The organism is Rathayibacter festucae DSM 15932, assembly GCF_004011135.1.
In the GTDB taxonomy this organism is placed as follows: Bacteria; Actinomycetota; Actinomycetes; order Actinomycetales; family Microbacteriaceae; genus Rathayibacter; species Rathayibacter festucae.
Map to the genome: position 1 here is coordinate 2,311,476 of NZ_CP028137.1, position 16,374 is coordinate 2,327,849.

The following is a 16,374-nucleotide window of genomic DNA, read 5'->3' on the forward strand; positions in this document are numbered from 1 at the left end:
TCTTGACGGGTGGGCTCCCGGAGGGCGGGAGCGGTCGGGAAGGAGTCTACTGACCGCCTCGGAACGGGAGGCGTCCGCGAGGCGTCGGTAGACTCCCAGGGCCCTGACGGCAGCCGCGCCGCACGGCCGCCGATCCGCTCCCGCCCCACCGGAGGACCCCGTGACCAGCACCGCCGCCGCCCTCGTCGAGCGCCTCACCGAGGTCGTCCCCGACTTCCCGAAGCCCGGCATCCTCTTCCGCGACCTCACGCCGGTCTTCGGCGACGGTGAGGCGCTCCGCGCGGTCGCCGACGCACTGATCGAGCCGTATCGCGGCCGGATCGACGCGATCGCCGGGGTCGAGGCGCGTGGCTTCCTCCTCGCCGCGGCGGCCGCCTACTCCGCGGGCCTCGGAGTCGTGACGATCCGCAAGCCCGGGAAGCTGCCGCGGACCGTGCTGCGCGAGCAGGCCACGCTCGAGTACGGCAGCACGCAGCTCGAGGTGCACGAGGACGCGGTGCCGAAGGGCGCGCGCCTGCTGCTCGTCGACGACGTGCTCGCCACCGGCGGCACCCTCGACGCGAGCTGCCGCCTGATCGAGCGCGCCGGCTGGTCCCTCGAGGGCATCGCCGTGGTGATGGAGCTCGACGGCCTCGGCGGCCGCGACCTGCTGTCCCCGCGCCGCATCGACGCGATCGTCACCGTCTGACCCGTCCCTCCCCCGTCCCGCGAGCTGCCACTTGGGTACGCACGACACGGCGTGTCGCGTACCCAAGTGGCATCTCGCGGAGGGGAGCGGACGTGCGTCAGGAGAGGGAGAGGGACATCCGGGACAGGACGAACGTCTCGATGACCTGGACGACCATGTAGAGGATCAGCGAGACGCCGGTCACGAGGACGACGGCCGACCAGATGTCGTCGAAGCGGGCCTGCGCGGTCCAGCCGGCGATGCCGCCGCCGATGCCGTCGCCGGTCGAGAGCCACTCGGCCAGCAGCGCGCCGGTGATCGCTCCGGGGACGGAGACGCGGATCGCCGCGAAGAGCGAGGGCAGCGCACCGGGGATGGCGACCTTGCGGATCGCCGTGAGCGTGGAACCGCCGTAGACCGAGACGACGTCGAGCATCTGCGGCGAGGCGTTGTTGAGGCCGAAGGCGATCGTGACCAGCGCCGGGAAGAGCACGACGATGCCGCCGACCACCGCGACCGAGGCGACCGTACCCTGGCCGAAGACCAGGATGATCAGCGGCGTCATCGCGATCAGCGGGACCGAGCGCAGCAGCAGCGCGAACGGCATCAGTGCGTGCTCGACGCCCTTGGACAGCCGGAAGAGGATCGCGACCAGGATCGCGACGATCAGGCCGGCCGCGAAGCCGATGAACGAGTCGACCATGGTGACGGCGAACAGCCCGCCGAGCTCGGCGCGGTTCTCAGCCGCCGACTCGTCGGTGACCAGGTGCGCCCAGACGTCCCACGGCCCCTTGATGACATACGGCGAGACGCCGCTGAAGAGGATCACGCCGATCCAGATCGCGAGGACGATCGCGACGGTCGACAGTGCGATCAGGAGGCTCTTGCGCAGGCTCTTCAGCGTGGCGCCGAGGGCGGCGCTGCGCAGCTGACGACGGAGCTCGTCGACCGCGATGATCTGCGTCGGGCTCGACTGCTCGGTGCGGTCGGGGATCGTGGAGGTCATGTCATGCCCGCTTTCCGGAGGACCACGGGGCGACGAGGCGCCCGATCAGGCCGACGAGGCCGTAGCCGATCAGCGCCACGGCCGCGCAGAGGAGGAAGAGCGCCCACACGCGCGGCGAGTTCAGCGAGACCTGCGCCGCGACCAGGATCGGCCCGACCCCGGTCTCGATCTTGCCGAAGTACTCCCCCAGGATCGCGCCGAGGAACGCCGCGGGAACGGCGATCTGCAGCGCGGAGAGGATGTTCGGCAGCGCCGCGATGGCGCGGACCTTCCGCAGCTGAGTGAACTTCGTGCCGCCGTAGACGGTCACGACGTCGAGCGAGGCCTTGTCGGCCGCCTTGAGGCCGAGCAGGCTGCCGACGACGGTGGTGAAGAAGACCGAGAGCCCGGCGAGGAAGATCGCGGTGTCGCTCGGCCGCCCCGGCGCGTCGGAGCCGCCGAGGATGAGGAGCACGAGCGTCCCGATCGCGACGATCGGCACGCAGTAGGTGACGACCGCGAGCTGGGAGACGATCCCCTCCAGCCACGGCACGATCAGGACGAGCGCGGAGAGCACCAGGGCGATGAGGTTGCCCCAGAAGTAGCCGACCGCGGCCTCGCCGATCGTCACCGAGAAGTTGGCCCAGTAGAAGGCGGGTCCGTCCTCCGCGATGGTCTGCGCGACCTGGATCGGCGTGGGGACCGGGGCGTAGGTCGTGCCGCCGGTCGGGGCCGTGACCAGGGCGATCAGCCACCAGACGGCGACGATGCCGACGATGCCGATCAGCCCGGAGGCCCAGGGCGGGAGGGAGCGCGAGCGGCGCTCGGTCGTCGGGGCGGGAGCGGGGAGCAGGGTGGCCACGGGGCGCCTCAGTGGTCGTCGGCGGCCGCGCCGCCGTCGCCGAACAGCAGCTCGGACGCCTGGTCGACATAGGCGTGGAACTCGGGGGTGCGCTGCATCTCCGGCGTGCGCGGGCGGGGCAGGTCGATCTCGATGATCTCCTTGACCCGGCCGGGCCGCGGGCTCATCACCGCGACCTGGTCGGAGAGGAAGATCGCCTCCGAGATGCCGTGGGTGACGAGGAGGGTCGTGGCCGGCTTCTCGGTCCAGATCCGCAGCAGCTCGAGGTTGAGCTTCTGCCGCGTCATGTCGTCGAGCGCGCCGAACGGCTCGTCCAGCAGCAGCACCTCGGGCTTGAGGATGAGACACCGGGCGATCGAGACGCGCTGGCGCATGCCGCCGGAGAGCTGCGCCGGCTTGGCCTTCTCGAAGCCGCGCAGGCCCACCAGGTCGATCAGCTCGTCGATGTAGGACTGGTCCACCGACTTGCCCGCGATCTCGAACGGGAGGCGGATGTTCGACATCACGCTGCGCCAGGGCAGGAGCGCGTGGTCCTGGAAGGCGATGCCGAGCTTGTTGTCGCGGCGCAGCTCCTTCGGCGTGCGGCCGTCCACCCGGATGGAGCCCGAGGTGGGCTCCTCCAGCCCCGCGAGGATGCGCAGGATGGTGGACTTGCCGCAGCCCGAGGGGCCGAGGAGCGCGAGGAAGCTGCCCTGGTCGGTGTGCAGATCGGTGTCCTGCAGCGCGGTGACGCTGCGAGAGCCCATCCGGAACGTCTTCGACAGGCCGTGGATCTGGATGCCGGTGCCGCCGGCACCCTGCTCGCGCAGAGTGCCGGCGTCGGTCGTGTCGGTCACGAGTGGTGCCCTCCGTGGTGCTGCATGTGTGGTGGAGCTGTTCCGGTCGCCGCGGTCAGGCGGCGTACTTGACGAGGTCGGGGTTCTCCTCGTAGACCTCGGCGAGGAGGCTCATGTCGAAGAGGTCGGCGGCGTCGACGTCGATGCCGGCGCCCGAGAGCGACGCGAGCGTCTCCTCCTGCAGGCTGTCGGAGATCGTGAAGAGGCCGTTCGCGACGGTCTCGTCCGAGACGACGAGCTCCTCGGACTGGATGGTGGAGCCCTTCTTGGAGGACTCCTCGTCGAGGCCGAGGTCCTTGCCGTAGGTCTCGAGGGCGAGCATCGCGCCGGCCTCCGGGTCGTTGACCGCGTCGGTCCAGCCCTTGATCTCGGCGACGAGGAAGGCCTTGAGCGCCTCGCGCTTGTCGGCGATGGCCATGTCGGTGACGGTGAAGGTCTCGGCGACGAAGGGGAGGCCGTTGTCGGCGAAGGGCAGGTTGACGACCTCGTAGCCCTCGGCGGCGACGGTGATCGCCTCGTTGGTCAGGTAGGCGATGAAGCCGTCGACGGTGCCGTTGATCAGGACCGAGGGGTCGTACTCGACCGGGACGACGGTGACGTCGGACTCGGCGAGGCCGTTCGCCTTCAGCAGCGCCTGGAAGAGCGAGGTGTTCGACGCCTGGACGCCGATCTTCTTGCCGGCGAGGTCGGCGGGGGTGGCGATGTTGCCGGCGGTCGCGATCGAGAGGACCGTGAACGGGTTCTTCTGGTAGGTCGCGCCGATGATCTTGAGCGGCGCCTGCTCGTTGGCGACGACGGTGCCGACCGAGACGGCGTCGCTGAGCGCGACGTCGGCCGAGCCGGAGAGCAGCTCGGCGGTGCCGGTCGAGGGGCCCGCGGTCAGCGTGACGCCGGAGAGGCCGGCCTCGGTGTAGTAGCCCTTGGAGTCGGCGAAGAACTCGCCCGCGAACTCCTCGTTCTTGATCCAGGAGAGCTGGACCTTCAGGGTGCCGAGGTCGCCGCCGTCCTCGGCCGAGGCACCGGAGGAGTCGGAGGCGCAGGAGGCGAGGACGGAGACGCCGCCGAGGGCGAGACCGGCGACGCCGGCCATGCGCAGGACGCTGCGGCGGTCGAAGGTCTGCGAGGTGCGGAAGGGCGACAGGGGCAAGGGGGACTCCTCGGGTAAGGCGGTGGAAGCTGCTGTGGTGCGCGGTTCGCGACGGGTGCCCCAGGGGGCGCGCCAAGCCGCGCCGATCGGGGTGCCTCGACGCTATCCTCGGGAGATTTCTCCGGTGTGTCCGCAGATTTCGCGGGTATTAAGGGTCTCACGGATCCGACAACTACTTGACCGCTCCGCCCGCCCCTCCCGGCGGATCGGCTGAGGCCCCTCTCAGCTCAGCCGAGCGGCTTGAAGGCGAGATCCGCGGCCGCTGCGGCGTCGCGGGGCACGAGTGCGAAGCGCGTGAATCCGGCGGCGGCGGCCCGGTCGAGCAGCGGCGTGAGGTTCTTCGCGCGGCGCTCGAGGCGCACACGGGAGCCGCCGGCGATCAGCTCCTGCTTGAGCGCGAGCAGCACCTCCGGTGCCGCGTCGCGCTCGTGCACGAGGACGACCGCGTCCGGCCGCTCGTCCAGCGGCACGTCGATCAGCTCGACGATCCGCTCGAAGCCGATGGAGAAGCCGCAGGCCGGCACGTCCTGGCCGAGGAAGCGCCCGATCATGCCGTCGTAGCGTCCGCCGCCGCCGACGGACGAGCCGGAGGAGGGGTGCGCGATCTCGAAGATGGTGCCGGTGTAGTAGCCCATCCCGCGCACGAGCGTGGGGTCGAAGCGGAGCGAGACGCCGGTCGGCAGCGAGCGCAGCGACCGGGCGAGCGTCTCGAGCGCGAGCACCGCCTCCGGGTCGATGCCCTCGGGCAGCACGCCGAGGATCGCGGACTGCGCGAGCGCCACTCCCCCGGCGGCGACGGCCGCCTCGATGCGGGCGAGGTAGCCGCCGAGCACGGCCGCGGCGTCCGGTCCGTCGGCCTCGAGCTCGGCGACGACGCCGCTCGCGCCGATCTTGTCGAGCTTGTCGATCGAGATCAGGGCCGGGCCGAAGCGCTCGGGAGCGAAGCCGCAGTGCTCGAGGATGCCGGTGAGGATCCGGCGGTCGTTGATCCGGATCGTGCAGTCGCGCAGGCCCAGGGTGTCGAGGGCGGCGGCCGTCGCGGTGATCAGCTCGACCTCGGCGAGCTGCCCCTGCTCGCCGATGATGTCGATGTCGCACTGGACGAACTGGCGGTAGCGGCCCTTCTGCGGGCGCTCCGCGCGCCACACCGGCGCGATCTGGACGGAGCGGAAGACGGTCGGCAGCTCGGCGCGGTGGCTGGCGTAGAAGCGGGCGAGCGGGACGGTGAGGTCGAAGCGGAGGCCGAGGTCGGCGAGGCCCGAGGCGTCGTCCGCCGCGGCCGCCGCCGCGAGGTCGTCGTGCGAGAGCCCGCGGCGCAGCACGCTGAAGGCGAGCTTCTCGTTGTCGCCGCCGAGGCCGGAGTGCAGGCGCTCGAAGTCCTCGACGACCGGGGTCTCGATCTCGTCGAAGCCGTGCGCCGCGTAGACCCGGCGGATCACTCCGAGCGCGTGCTCGCGCTTCGCCTTGTCGGCCGGGAGGAAGTCGCGCATGCCGCGGGGCGGGGTGATCGCAGAAGCCATGCGGCGATTCTCCCAGACCGTCGACCGGTGTTCTCCGGCCCTCCGCGCCGCGGGCATCCGGCCGGTCGGGGGTGTCGGCTAGGCTCGCGGCGCTCGCGCGGTCAGGGGGATCGCCGCGGACCGACGAGGGGGACTCGATGGACACGCACGCTGATGCCGGCATCGTCGCGGAGGGGGTGTCGCGGGCGTTCGGGCCGGTGCACGCCGTCCGCGACGCCAGCTTCGAGGCCCGGCCCGGGGAGGTCACCGCGCTGATCGGGCCCAACGGCGCGGGCAAGACGACGCTGATGCTGCTGCTCGCGACGCTGCTGCGCCCCGACGCCGGGCGGCTCCGCGTCGCCGGGCACGATCCGGTCGAGGAGCCCGCCGCGGTGCGGGCCGCGCTCGGCTGGATGCCCGACGTCCTCGGCTCCTGGGCGAGCCTGACCTGCCGGGAGACCCTCCGGACGACCGGGCAGCTGTACGGGCGGCCGCGCCCGGACGCCGAGGCCCGGGCGGACGAGCTCCTCGGGCTCGTCGACCTGGTCGAGTTCGGCGACCGGCCCACCCGGGTGCTCTCGCGCGGGCAGAAGCAGCGGCTGAGCCTGGCGCGCGCGCTCGTGCACGACCCTTCGGTGCTGGTGCTCGACGAGCCGGCCTCGGGGCTCGATCCCGGGGCGCGGATCGCGCTGCGCGACCTCGTGCTGCGGCTCGCCGGCGAGGGGCGCACGGTGCTGGTCTCGAGTCACGTGCTCTCCGAGCTCGACGAGATGGCGACCGCGGCGGTCTACCTCGACGGCGGGGTGACGGCCTCGCAGGAGGCGGTCGCGCGCGCGTCGCGGGCGCTGCGGGCCTGGCGGATCGACGCGGTGCGGCCGCGCGGGGCGGAGCTCGCCGAGGTCGTCGAGCGGCTGACGGGCGTGCCTGTCCGGGTGGAGCGCGACGCGGCCCTCGTGCCGGTCGTCAACGATGCGGCGGCGGCCGAGCTGCTCTCGCGGCTGGTGTCGGCCGGGGTCGCGGTCAGCCGCTTCGCGCCGGCGGTGGGCGAGCTGGAGCACACCTTCTCGGATCTGACCCGCTCGGCCGGGGAGCCGGGGAGTGCCGCGCGGCCGGGGAGTGCCGCGGAACCGCGCACCGAGAACGAGGAGGACGCCCGATGAGCACCGAGACCACCGCCCGGCCGCTGCCCTTCCTGCAGGGCGTCGGCATCGTCCTCCGGCTCGAGCTCGCGCAGCGGGTGCGCGGGACCTCGTCCTTCGTCCTGCTCGGGCTGTTCTTCCTGCTGGTCGGCGCGGTCACCGGACTGCTGGTCGTCGCGACCGGCGTCTTCTCGGGCAGCGGCGCCGTGGTGGGCGGCTTCCTCTACTCGACCCTCGTCTACTTCGTGCTGTTGCTGGGCAGCCTGGTGACGCCCGCGCTCTCCGGCACGGCCGTGAACGGCGACCGCGACGCGGGGACCCTCGCGACCACGCAGGTCACCCTCGTGACCACGGCGCAGCTCGTGCTCGGCAAGTTCGTCTCGGCCTGGCTGGTGGCGCTGGCGTTCCTCGCGAGCACCGTGCCGTTCCTGCTCGTCGCCGTCGGGGTCGGCGGGGTGTCGCTCGCCTCCGCGTCGGTCTCGGTGCTCGTGCTCGCGGTGCAGCTGGGCGTCGTCGCGGCGATCGGAGTGGGTCTCAGCGGGATCCTCGACCGGCCGCTGATGTCGGTCGTCACCACCTACCTGGTGGTCGCGGCGATGAGCGTCGGGTCGCTGATCGCGTTCGGGCTGCTGACGGCCGTCACGACCACGGAGCAGCAGACCGTCTTCGTCGACGACGACGAGGGGATCTGCGGACCGGACTACGAGACGCAGGTGGCGCGGGCCGACTACTACTGGGGGCTGCTCGCGCTCAACCCGTTCGTGGTGCTGGCCGACGCCGTCCCGCCGCAGCTCGACGAGTACGGCTCGCCGGAGGACCTGTTCACCGGGCTCTCGCTGCTGGTGCGGCAGGCTCAGATCGCGCCGGAGCCGGTCGTCGAGCTGTCCTGCTCCGGCTACACCGGCTCGACGCGGCCGAGCACTACGGAGGAGGTCTTCGACGCGACCGTCCCGTCCTGGTTCGTCGGTCTGACGCTGCAGCTGGTGCTCGCGGTCGGCCTGCTGCTCGGCGCGATACGCCGCACGGCGACGCCCGCGGCGCGCCTGCCCCGCGGGCGCCGCGTCGCCTGACCGGCGGCCTTCCTGCTGATCGGGCGGCCCGCGCCTCATGCTGATCGAGCAGCCCGCGCAGCGGGCCGACCATGCTGATCGAGTAGCCCGCGCAGCGGGCGTATCGAGATCCACCGCTCTGGAGACGTGGGGTCTCGATACGCCGCTCCGCGGCTACTCGACCAGCATGAATCTCGCCACACCGCGCAGAGCCCACCACCTCTGCTGATCGAGTAGCCCGCGGAGCGGGCGTATCGAGATCCCCGTGATCAGCACTCGAGGCGACAGCTACCCCTCCCGGCGCTCCTGCTCCACTGCGCGGATCTCCTCCTGCAGGTCGCGCGTCGCAGTCCGCAGCGCGCGCTCGGCGTCGAGCCCCTGCGCCCGCGCCGAGGCGACGATCGCCAGCAGCAGCGGGCCGAGGTCCTCCTCCGACTCGATCGGCAGCGGCCCCTCCCCCGCGTCGACGATGCCGAGCGTGGTGGCCTTGCCGATCACCTTGTCGGCCAGCGCGAGAGCCGGCATGCCCTGCGGGATCCCGTCGAGGACGCTCGTCCGGTGCGGCTTCTCGGTCTTCTTCAGCTCGTCCCAGACGGCGATGACGTCGTCGGCGGTCTCCGCGGTCGCGTCGCCGAAGACGTGCGGGTGGCGGCCGATCATCTTGGCGTTCATGTGCGCCGCGACGTCCTCGATGGTGAACGGCTCCGGTCCGTCGGCGGCCAGGTCGGAGTGGAAGAGCACCTGGTAGAGCACGTCACCGAGCTCCTCGATCAGGTCGGCCCGGTCGCCCGCCTCGATCGCGTCGACCAGCTCGTGCGACTCCTCGATCAGGTAGCGCACGAGCGACTCGTGGGTCTGCTCGGCGTCCCACGGGCAGCCGCCCGGGGCGCGGAGGACGTGGACGGTGCGGATGAGCTCGTCGAGCCGGGGATGCGCGGTCACCCGGCCATCCTCGCATCCGGGTCTGCGGCGTGGCCCGCGGAGCCGGTCGGGCGGGCGCCGTCGCGGGCCGCACATCCGCTGGTCATCGGCGCGTAACACGCGCCGACTACGGTGACCGCGGGGCGCGACCGCGGCCCGGAACAGGAACGCCACCGTGACCCTCACGCCTCCCGCCACCGGCACCGCCCTCGATCGCGGAGCGCCGCCGAGCGCCGAGCTGCACATCCACATCGAGGGCACGATCGAGCCCGAGCACATCGTCGAGATGGCGCGCCGCAACGGCATCGCGCTGCCGACCGAGGATCTGGACGCCCTGCGGGCGCGCTACGCCTTCCAGGACCTCGCGTCCTTCCTGGAGCTGCACTACTCGAACCTCACGGTCCTGAAGACGGAGCGCGACTTCTTCGAGCTGGCCACCGGCTACCTCGACCGCGCGAAGCTCGCCAACGTCCGCCGCGCCGAGATCTTCTTCGATCCGCAGACGCACCTCGGCAACGGCGTGCCGCTCGACGTCGTGATGGCCGGGCTCACCCGCGCGCTCGGGCGGAGCGAGGAGACGCACGGCATCTCGACCGACCTGATCATGTGCTTCCTGCGCGACCTCGGCGCCGACGCGGCGGACGAGATGCTGACCGCGATCCTCCCCTACCGCGAGCACATCATCGGGGTCGGGCTCGACTCGAACGAGGTCGGCTTCGGGCCGGAGCTCTTCATCGACGTCTATGCGCGGGCCGCGGCGGAGGGCCTGCACCTGGTCGCGCACGCGGGCGAGGAGGGCGGTCCGGAGACGGTCGCCGAGACGCTCGAGCTGCTGAAGGTGGAGCGGATCGACCACGGCATCCGCGCGATGGAGGACCCGGCGGTCGTCGCGATGCTCCGCGTGCAGGGCGTGCCGATCACGGTCTGCCCGCTGTCGAACGTGGCTCTGCGGGCGGTCGACACGATGAAGGACCACCCGCTGCCGGCGATGCTCGACGCGGGGCTGATCGTCACCGTCTCGAGCGACGACCCGCCCTACTTCGGCGGCTACGTCGACGCGAACTACCGCGTTCTGGTCGAGGAGCTCGGGATGGACGACGCCCAGCTCGAGCGCCTCGCCCTCAACTCCTTCGACGCCGCCTTCATCTCCGACGAGGACCGCACCCGCTGGCAGGCCGAGGTCCGCGCCCACTTCGCGTCCTGATCCCCGCCGCGAGATGCCACTTGTGCACGCGACACGCCGTGAAAGGCGCGCACAAGTGGCATCTCGCGGGGAGGGCTAGCCCTCGGGGTGCGGGGCGAGGTCGGGGGTCGCGCGATCGAGGTCGGCGGCCTCCTCCTCGGGGCGGGGGGCGATCGTCTCGTCCTCCTCGAGCTCGGGGATGCTCGGCTCGTCGGGAGCGGGGATGCGCGGCGGGACGGAGTGCTCGTCGGAGGCGGTCATGATCGTCCTTCGTTCGGGGTCGGTGTCGTCGGGGTCGGTGTCGTCGGGATCGATGTCGTCGAGATCGGTGTCGTCGAGATCGGTGTCGTCGGGCGGCGTCCGGAACGGTGGCGCCGCCCGACCGAGAGGGTGCCGGCGGTCAGCTCGCGACGGCGGCGGGCTCGGGGAAGAGCGCGTCGAGCAGGTTCGCGACCCAGTCGATCAGCGCGCGGTCGCCGAGCGGGACGCCGTCGAGCACCGGCATCGGCACGACCACGGCGTTCGCCTGCTGCAGGTACTTCGCGGTCGGGTACATCCGGCGCAGGCGCACCTGGATCGAGTCGGCGAGGTGCGCGGGCGCGACGCGGACGTTCGAGCCCATCGCGACCACGTCGCTGAGGCCGGCGCGCTGGGCGCGCATCCGCAGCCGCGAGACCAGGACGAGGTTCTCCACCGCCTCGGGCAGCTCGCCGTAGCGGTCGGTCAGCTCCTCGACGACGAGGTCGACGCTGCCCTCCTTCGCGGTCGGCGAGGTCGCCGCGGACAGCTTCTGGTACGCCTCCAGGCGCAGCCGCTCGCTGTCGACGTACTCCTCCGGGATCCGCGCGTCGACCGGCAGCTCGAGCCGCAGCTCGGTCTGACCCTCCGCGACCTCGCCGCGGAAGCCGTCGACGGCCTCGCCGATCATCCGCAGGTAGAGGTCGAAGCCGACGCCCTGGATGTGGCCGGACTGCTCGCCGCCGAGCAGGTTGCCCGCGCCGCGGATCTCGAGGTCCTTCAGCGCGATCTGCATGCCGCCGCCGAGGTCGGAGTTCGCGGCGAGGGTCTGCAGGCGGTCGTGCGCGGTCTCCGACAGCGGCTTCATCTCGTCGTAGAGGAGGTAGGCGTAGGCGCGCTCGCGGCCACGGCCGACGCGGCCGCGCAGCTGGTGCAGCTGCGAGAGGCCGTACTTGTCGGCGCGGTCGACGATCAGCGTGTTCGCGTTCGGGATGTCCAGGCCGGTCTCGACGATGGTCGTCGAGACGAGCACGTCGAACTTGCGCTCCCAGAAGTCGACGATGATCCGCTCGAGCTGCGACTCGCTGAGCTTGCCGTGCGCGACGGCGATGCGCGCCTCCGGCACCAGCTCGGCGAGCTGCGCGGCGACCCGGTTGATCGTCGAGACGCGGTTGTGCACGAAGAACACCTGGCCCTCGCGCAGCAGCTCGCGGCGGATCGCGGCCGAGACCTGCTTCTCCGAGTACGGGCCGACGAAGGTGAGGATCGGGTGGCGCTCCTCCGGCGGCGTGGCGAGCGTCGACATCTCGCGGATGCCGGTGACCGCCATCTCGAGCGTGCGCGGGATCGGCGTCGCGCTCATCGAGAGGATGTCGACGTTCTTCTTCAGCGCCTTCAGCTTCTCCTTGTGCTCGACGCCGAAGCGCTGCTCCTCGTCGATCACGAGGAGGCCGAGGTCCTTGAAGACGATGTTGTCGCTGAGGAGGCGGTGCGTCGCGATGACCATGTCGACCGTGCCGTCGGCGAGACCCTCGATCGTCTCCTTCGACTCCTTCGCGCTCTGGAAGCGGCTGAGGGCGCGCAGGTGCACCGGGAAGCCGGCGAAGCGCTCCTGGAAGGTCTCGAGGTGCTGGCGCACGAGCAGGGTGGTCGGCACGAGCATCGCGACCTGCTTGCCGTCCTGGATCGCCTTGAACGCGGCGCGCACGGCGACCTCGGTCTTGCCGAAGCCGACGTCGCCGGAGAGCAGGCGGTCCATCGGGATCGGCCGCTCCATGTCGGCCTTGACCTCGTCGATCACGGTCAGCTGGTCGGGCGTCTCCGCGAACGGGAACGCCTCCTCCAGCTCGCGCTGCCACGGGGTGTCCGGCGGGAACGAGTGCCCGCGCGAGGCCATCCGGGCGGAGTAGAGCTTCACCAGCTCGACCGCGATGTCGCGGACCGCGCGGCGCGCCTTGCTCTTCGCCTGCGCCCAGTCGCTGCCGCCCATCTTGCTCAGCGCAGGGGCCTCGCCGCCGACGTACCGGGAGAGGAGGTCGAGCTGATCGGTCGGGACGAGCAGCTTGTCGCCCGGGAAGCCGCGCTTGCTGGGCGCGTACTCGAGGACGAGGTACTCGCGCCGGGTCTTCACGGCGTTGCGCCCGCCGCTGGAGACCTCGCGCTGCGAGAGCTCGACGAAGCGGCCGATGCCGTGGGTGGCGTGCACGACGAAGTCGCCGGGGCTGAGCTGCAGCGGGTCGACGACGTTCTTCCGGCGCGAGGCGAGCTTCTTCACGGCGCGCGAGTCGTAGCCGACGGTGCGGCCGTAGAACTCGGTGTCGGTGAGCAGAGCGACCTTGGCGCCGTCGACCTCGAAGCCGTGGTCGACGTTGGCCTGGAGCACGTAGGCGAGGCCGGGCTCGAGCTCGGCGGGCAGATCGGGGACGATGCGCGCGGCGACCTCGTGCTCGGCGAGCACCTGGTCGGTGCGCTCGACGGTGCCGTTGCCGGGGGCGGTCAGCACCACGCTCCAGCCGTCCGCCAGGCGGGCGCGCACGTGCGCGAGCGCGCCCTCGACCGCGCCGCCGAAGCCGGGCACGGGCTCGCCGTCGACGCGGACGGCGAGGATCTCGTCGATCCCGAGGTCCTCCGGCAGCACCTCGGCCTCGCCTGCGGCGGGACCCTGGCGGAAGGTGCTCATCGTCCACCACGGGTGGTCGGGGGTCTCGGCGCCGGGGGCGCTGAACTTCACGGCGCCGCGGAGGGCGCCGAGGGAGATGAACTCACCGGACGCGAGGTCGATCGGAGCTTCGGCGCCGGCGGTCGCGGCGCTCCACGCGGCCTGGAGGAACTCGCGGTTCGTCTCCGCGAGGCTGATCGCGCGGGTGGCGACCCGCTCCGGAGCGAGCACGGCCACCGCGGCGCCGGCCGGGAGGTAGTGCGAGATGGGGACGAGCCGCTCCAGCAGCGCGGGCGCGAGCGACTCCATCCCCTCGACGGGGATGCCCTCGGCGATCTTCGCGAGCATCGCGGAGAGGCTCGGGAACTCGTGCAGCATCTCCCGGGCGCGCTGGCGGACGGCCGGCACGAGCAGCAGCTCGCGGCTCGGCGGCAGCACGACGGAGTCGGCCTCCCCCGGCAGCGAGCGCTGGTCGGCAACGGAGAAGCCGCGGATGGAGTCGACCTCGTCGCCGAAGAAGTCGATGCGGCTCGGGTGCTCGGCCACGGCCGGGAAGACGTCGAGGATCCCGCCGCGGACCGCGAACTCGCCGCGCCGGGTGACCATGTCGACCCGCGAGTAGGCGAGGTCGACCAGCTCGGACGAGATGCGGCCGAGGTCGTAGCCGCGGCCGCCCTTGACCAGGCGGATCGGCGCGATGTCAGCGAGGTTGTCGGCGACGGGCTGCAGCGCCGCGCGCACCGAGGCGACGACGACGAGCGGCTTCTCACCGGACCAGGTCTTCATCCGGCGCAGAGCGTCGAGGCGGCGGCCGACGATCTCGGCGCTCGGGCTGAGGCGCTCGTGCGGCAGCGTCTCCCAGGCCGGGAACTCGACGACCTCGGCGTCCGGCAGCACGCAGCTGAGCGACGCGCGGATGTTCTCGGAGTCGCGGCCGGTCGCGGTGACGACGAGCGCGGCCTGCGGACGGTCGGCCTCAGCGCGGCGCTCCAGCAGGCCCGCCAGCAGGGGGACGCGGAGGCCGTCGGCCACGGAGAAATCGGCGTCGCGGATCGCGAACGCGAGAGCGTCGTCGAACGTGGAGGCGCGCGAGAGCGCCGAGATGATCCGGTTGAGAGGCACCGGAGGAGTTTACTGCCGACCTCCGACACCGGCCTCGGCCGGTGTCGGACGTCGGTCCACGCCGGTCCCTGCCCGGCGCGGCGCGGTCGAGGTGCCGTCTCTCTGCGCCGGTCTTCGCCGGCGCAGCGCAGTCGGCTGTGCGACGGCGCGCGTTCCGCAGAGCGTCCTGCGTTCGGCTCTTCGAAATCGCTTGGCACGCGATTTCGAATTCGCCTCCGGGGCGGTCGGCTGGTCTGCCGGGTGCTGCATCTCGATCCGTCAGGGGTGGTTGTCCGGGAGCGGTTGAGGGGAGCGTTCTTGACGGATGGGGTCCGCGTTCGGGACAGGGGCGACGTCGAGTCGTCAGGAGTGGTCGCTCGGGAGGGGCTGGAGCAGCCGGTTGCGACGGGCGGCGCACGGAAGCGCAGGCGAGGCCGCCGCGCTGGGGACGGTGGATCTCGATACGCCCCTCCGGGGCTACTCGACCAGCATGGGGGGGGACGTCGCCGTCTGACGGGCGTCCGCTGCATGCTGATCGAGTAGGGCGCGCAGCGGCCGTATCGAGATCCATCGGGCTGCAGACGGTGGGTCTCGATACGCCCCTCCGGGGCTACTCGACCAGCATGAGCCGCCCAGCGGGCCCGTATCGGGATTCGCGCAGGGCGGCGCTACGGGGTCGTGTGGACCTTCAGCTGGGCGGCCTGGAGGCCGGCGTCGGCGATCAGCTCGACGGCGTCGGCGGCGTCGGCGATCAGGATCGGCAGGTTCTCGCGCTCGGGGCCGGCGAAGTCCTTGAGGACGAAGTCGGCGGCGGGCTGGCGGCCCGGGGGGCGGCCGATGCCGACGCGCACGCGGAGGAAGTCGGCGCCGTCGGTCGCGGCGAGGATGTCGCGGATGCCGTTGTGGCCGCCGTGGCCGCCGCCGTTCTTGAGGCGCAGGGTGTCGAAGGGGATGTCGAGCTCGTCGTGCACGACGATCAGGCGCTCGGGCGCGAGGGAGTAGAAGTCGAGCAGCTGCGCGGTCGGGCCGCCCGAGAGGTTCATGAAGCTGTTCGGCTTGCCGAGGATCAGCTTCGGCCCGCCGGGGCGGAGGAAGCCCTCGGCGACCACGGCGTTCGCCCGGTTGTGCCGGCGGAACGAGCCGCCGATCCGGGTCGCGAGCTCGTCGAGCACCATCTGCCCCACGTTGTGCCGGTTGCGCGCGTACTGCGCGCCCGGGTTGCCCAGTCCGACGACCAGCCAGGTCTCGCCCATCTCGTTCCCTCTTCTCGATGCGCTCAGCAGCGACGTCCTCCGCGGGGCGCAGCCCCCGGACGCGGAACGGGCCCGCTCGCGATCGCGGCGGGCCCGTTCGTGCGGGTGGTGCTCCGACTACTCGGCGGCCTCGGTGGGCTCGGCCGGCGTGGTGGGCTCGCCCTCCTCGCCCAGGTCCTGCTCGACCTCCTCGGTGACGTTCACGATGAGCGCCTCGGGGTCGGTGAGCAGCGTCGCGCCCTCGGGGAGGGTGACGTCGGCGGCGGTGATCTGCGTGCCGGCCTCGAGTCCCTCGACCGAGACGACGACGTTCTGCGGGATCTTCGTGGCGTCGACCTCGAGCGAGAGCGTGTTCGCCTCGGTGGAGACGAGCGTGCCGGGAGCGGCCTCGCCCTCGACGTGCACGGGGATGTCGACCGAGACCTTCTCGCCGAGACGGATGACCGCGAGGTCGATGTGCTCGATGATCTGGCGGACCGGGTCGCGCTGGATGTCCTTGACCAGCGACGTCTGGGCGACGCCCTCGATGTCGAGCTCGAGGATCGCGTTCGCCTTGCGGGTCAGCAGGAGGATCTGGTGGCCGGGCAGCGTGACGTGCACGGGCTCGGTGCCGTGGCCGTAGAGGACCGCGGGGATCTTGTTCTGGGCGCGGATCTTGCGGGCCGCTCCCTTGCCGAACGAGGTGCGGACCTCGGCGACGACCTTGTTGGTGAGTTCTGCCATGGTGTTCTCCTGGACGGCGCCGTGCGCCGCCTGCTCGGGTCCCGGCCTGGGGCCGCGGACGGGGTTTCGACTCGAACGCGTGTCTGCGTGAGGAAAGGTCCGCGGCGCTCCTT

At 71.9% G+C, this 16,374-nt stretch carries 14 protein-coding genes; 4 read left to right on the forward strand and 10 right to left on the reverse strand.

Features of this window, described 5'->3' with window-relative positions; translation table 11 throughout:
• Positions 1-160 precede the first annotated feature (160 nt).
• Positions 161-688 carry an adenine phosphoribosyltransferase gene (locus C1I64_RS10835; protein WP_127887205.1) on the forward strand — a complete coding sequence of 176 codons (528 nt, stop codon included), beginning with the start codon at positions 161-163 and terminating at the stop codon, positions 686-688.
• Between the two features lie 97 nt (positions 689-785).
• Here the strand turns inward: C1I64_RS10835 and C1I64_RS10840 are convergent, their stop codons facing one another.
• From C1I64_RS10840 to hisS, 5 genes are all read right to left on the reverse strand, one after another.
• Positions 786-1,673, reverse strand: a complete 888-nt coding sequence (locus C1I64_RS10840; protein ID WP_208110631.1) for an ABC transporter permease — start codon at positions 1,671-1,673, stop codon at positions 786-788.
• Between the two features lies 1 nt (position 1,674).
• Positions 1,675-2,514: an ABC transporter permease gene (locus C1I64_RS10845; protein WP_244209450.1), complete on the reverse strand. Its 840-nt coding sequence runs from the start codon at positions 2,512-2,514 to the stop codon at positions 1,675-1,677.
• 8 nt (positions 2,515-2,522) lie between these two features.
• Positions 2,523-3,260: an ABC transporter ATP-binding protein gene (locus C1I64_RS10850; protein WP_123705595.1), complete on the reverse strand. Its 738-nt coding sequence runs from the start codon at positions 3,258-3,260 to the stop codon at positions 2,523-2,525.
• Between the two features lie 145 nt (positions 3,261-3,405).
• Entirely contained in the window at positions 3,406-4,497 is a 1,092-nt protein-coding gene (locus C1I64_RS10855) for an ABC transporter substrate-binding protein (protein ID WP_244209451.1), read from the reverse strand.
• A gap of 227 nt (positions 4,498-4,724) precedes the next feature.
• Positions 4,725-6,017, reverse strand: coding sequence for a histidine--tRNA ligase (hisS, locus tag C1I64_RS10860; protein ID WP_127887206.1), 1,293 nt, complete (start codon positions 6,015-6,017; stop codon positions 4,725-4,727).
• A gap of 137 nt (positions 6,018-6,154) precedes the next feature.
• Between hisS and C1I64_RS10865 the strand changes: the two genes are divergently transcribed.
• Entirely contained in the window at positions 6,155-7,156 is a 1,002-nt protein-coding gene (locus tag C1I64_RS10865; RefSeq protein WP_127887207.1) for an ABC transporter ATP-binding protein, read from the forward strand.
• A complete protein-coding gene (locus C1I64_RS10870) occupies positions 7,153-8,205 on the forward strand; it encodes an ABC transporter permease (RefSeq protein WP_127887208.1) in 1,053 nt (350 codons plus the stop codon). Before C1I64_RS10865 ends, C1I64_RS10870 begins: the two co-directional genes overlap by 4 nt.
• Positions 8,206-8,472: 267 nt before the next feature.
• On the opposite strand, the gene C1I64_RS10875 is transcribed toward C1I64_RS10870, so the two are convergent.
• Positions 8,473-9,126: a nucleoside triphosphate pyrophosphohydrolase gene (locus C1I64_RS10875; protein WP_243732930.1), complete on the reverse strand. Its 654-nt coding sequence runs from the start codon at positions 9,124-9,126 to the stop codon at positions 8,473-8,475.
• 154 nt (positions 9,127-9,280) lie between these two features.
• Here C1I64_RS10875 and C1I64_RS10880 point away from each other — a divergent pair, with 154 nt between their 5' ends.
• Positions 9,281-10,309, forward strand: coding sequence for an adenosine deaminase (locus C1I64_RS10880; protein WP_127887209.1), 1,029 nt, complete (start codon positions 9,281-9,283; stop codon positions 10,307-10,309).
• 75 nt (positions 10,310-10,384) lie between these two features.
• Here C1I64_RS10880 and C1I64_RS20070 read toward each other — a convergent pair whose 3' ends face one another.
• The 4 genes from C1I64_RS20070 to C1I64_RS10895 form a co-directional block, all read right to left on the reverse strand.
• Positions 10,385-10,549: a hypothetical protein gene (locus C1I64_RS20070; RefSeq protein ID WP_160090439.1), complete on the reverse strand. Its 165-nt coding sequence runs from the start codon at positions 10,547-10,549 to the stop codon at positions 10,385-10,387.
• A gap of 139 nt (positions 10,550-10,688) precedes the next feature.
• Complete coding sequence (gene mfd / locus C1I64_RS10885) at positions 10,689-14,306, reverse strand: transcription-repair coupling factor (RefSeq protein WP_127887210.1); 3,618 nt, start codon at positions 14,304-14,306, stop codon at positions 10,689-10,691.
• A gap of 647 nt (positions 14,307-14,953) precedes the next feature.
• On the reverse strand, positions 14,954-15,538 hold the full coding sequence (pth, locus tag C1I64_RS10890; protein ID WP_123737724.1) for an aminoacyl-tRNA hydrolase: 585 nt from the start codon (positions 15,536-15,538) through the stop codon (positions 14,954-14,956).
• Positions 15,539-15,655: 117 nt separating this feature from the next.
• Complete coding sequence (locus C1I64_RS10895; protein ID WP_123447622.1) at positions 15,656-16,261, reverse strand: 50S ribosomal protein L25/general stress protein Ctc; 606 nt, start codon at positions 16,259-16,261, stop codon at positions 15,656-15,658.
• Between the last annotated feature and the right edge of the window lie 113 nt (positions 16,262-16,374).

Excerpts from the sequence above, each read along its gene's own strand:
- C1I64_RS10840 (WP_208110631.1), bottom strand. The coding sequence starts at position 1,673 with ATGACCTCCACGATCCCCGACCGCACCGAGCAGTCGAGCCCGACGCAG.
- C1I64_RS10850 (WP_123705595.1), bottom strand. The coding sequence starts at position 3,260 with ATGGGCTCTCGCAGCGTCACCGCGCTGCAGGACACCGATCTGCACACC.
- C1I64_RS10870 (WP_127887208.1), top strand. The coding sequence starts at position 7,153 with ATGAGCACCGAGACCACCGCCCGGCCGCTGCCCTTCCTGCAGGGCGTC.
- C1I64_RS10865 (WP_127887207.1), top strand. The coding sequence starts at position 6,155 with ATGGACACGCACGCTGATGCCGGCATCGTCGCGGAGGGGGTGTCGCGG.
- C1I64_RS20070 (WP_160090439.1), bottom strand. The coding sequence starts at position 10,549 with ATGACCGCCTCCGACGAGCACTCCGTCCCGCCGCGCATCCCCGCTCCC.
- hisS (WP_127887206.1), bottom strand. The coding sequence starts at position 6,017 with ATGGCTTCTGCGATCACCCCGCCCCGCGGCATGCGCGACTTCCTCCCG.
- pth (WP_123737724.1), bottom strand. The coding sequence starts at position 15,538 with ATGGGCGAGACCTGGCTGGTCGTCGGACTGGGCAACCCGGGCGCGCAG.
- C1I64_RS10895 (WP_123447622.1), bottom strand. The coding sequence starts at position 16,261 with ATGGCAGAACTCACCAACAAGGTCGTCGCCGAGGTCCGCACCTCGTTC.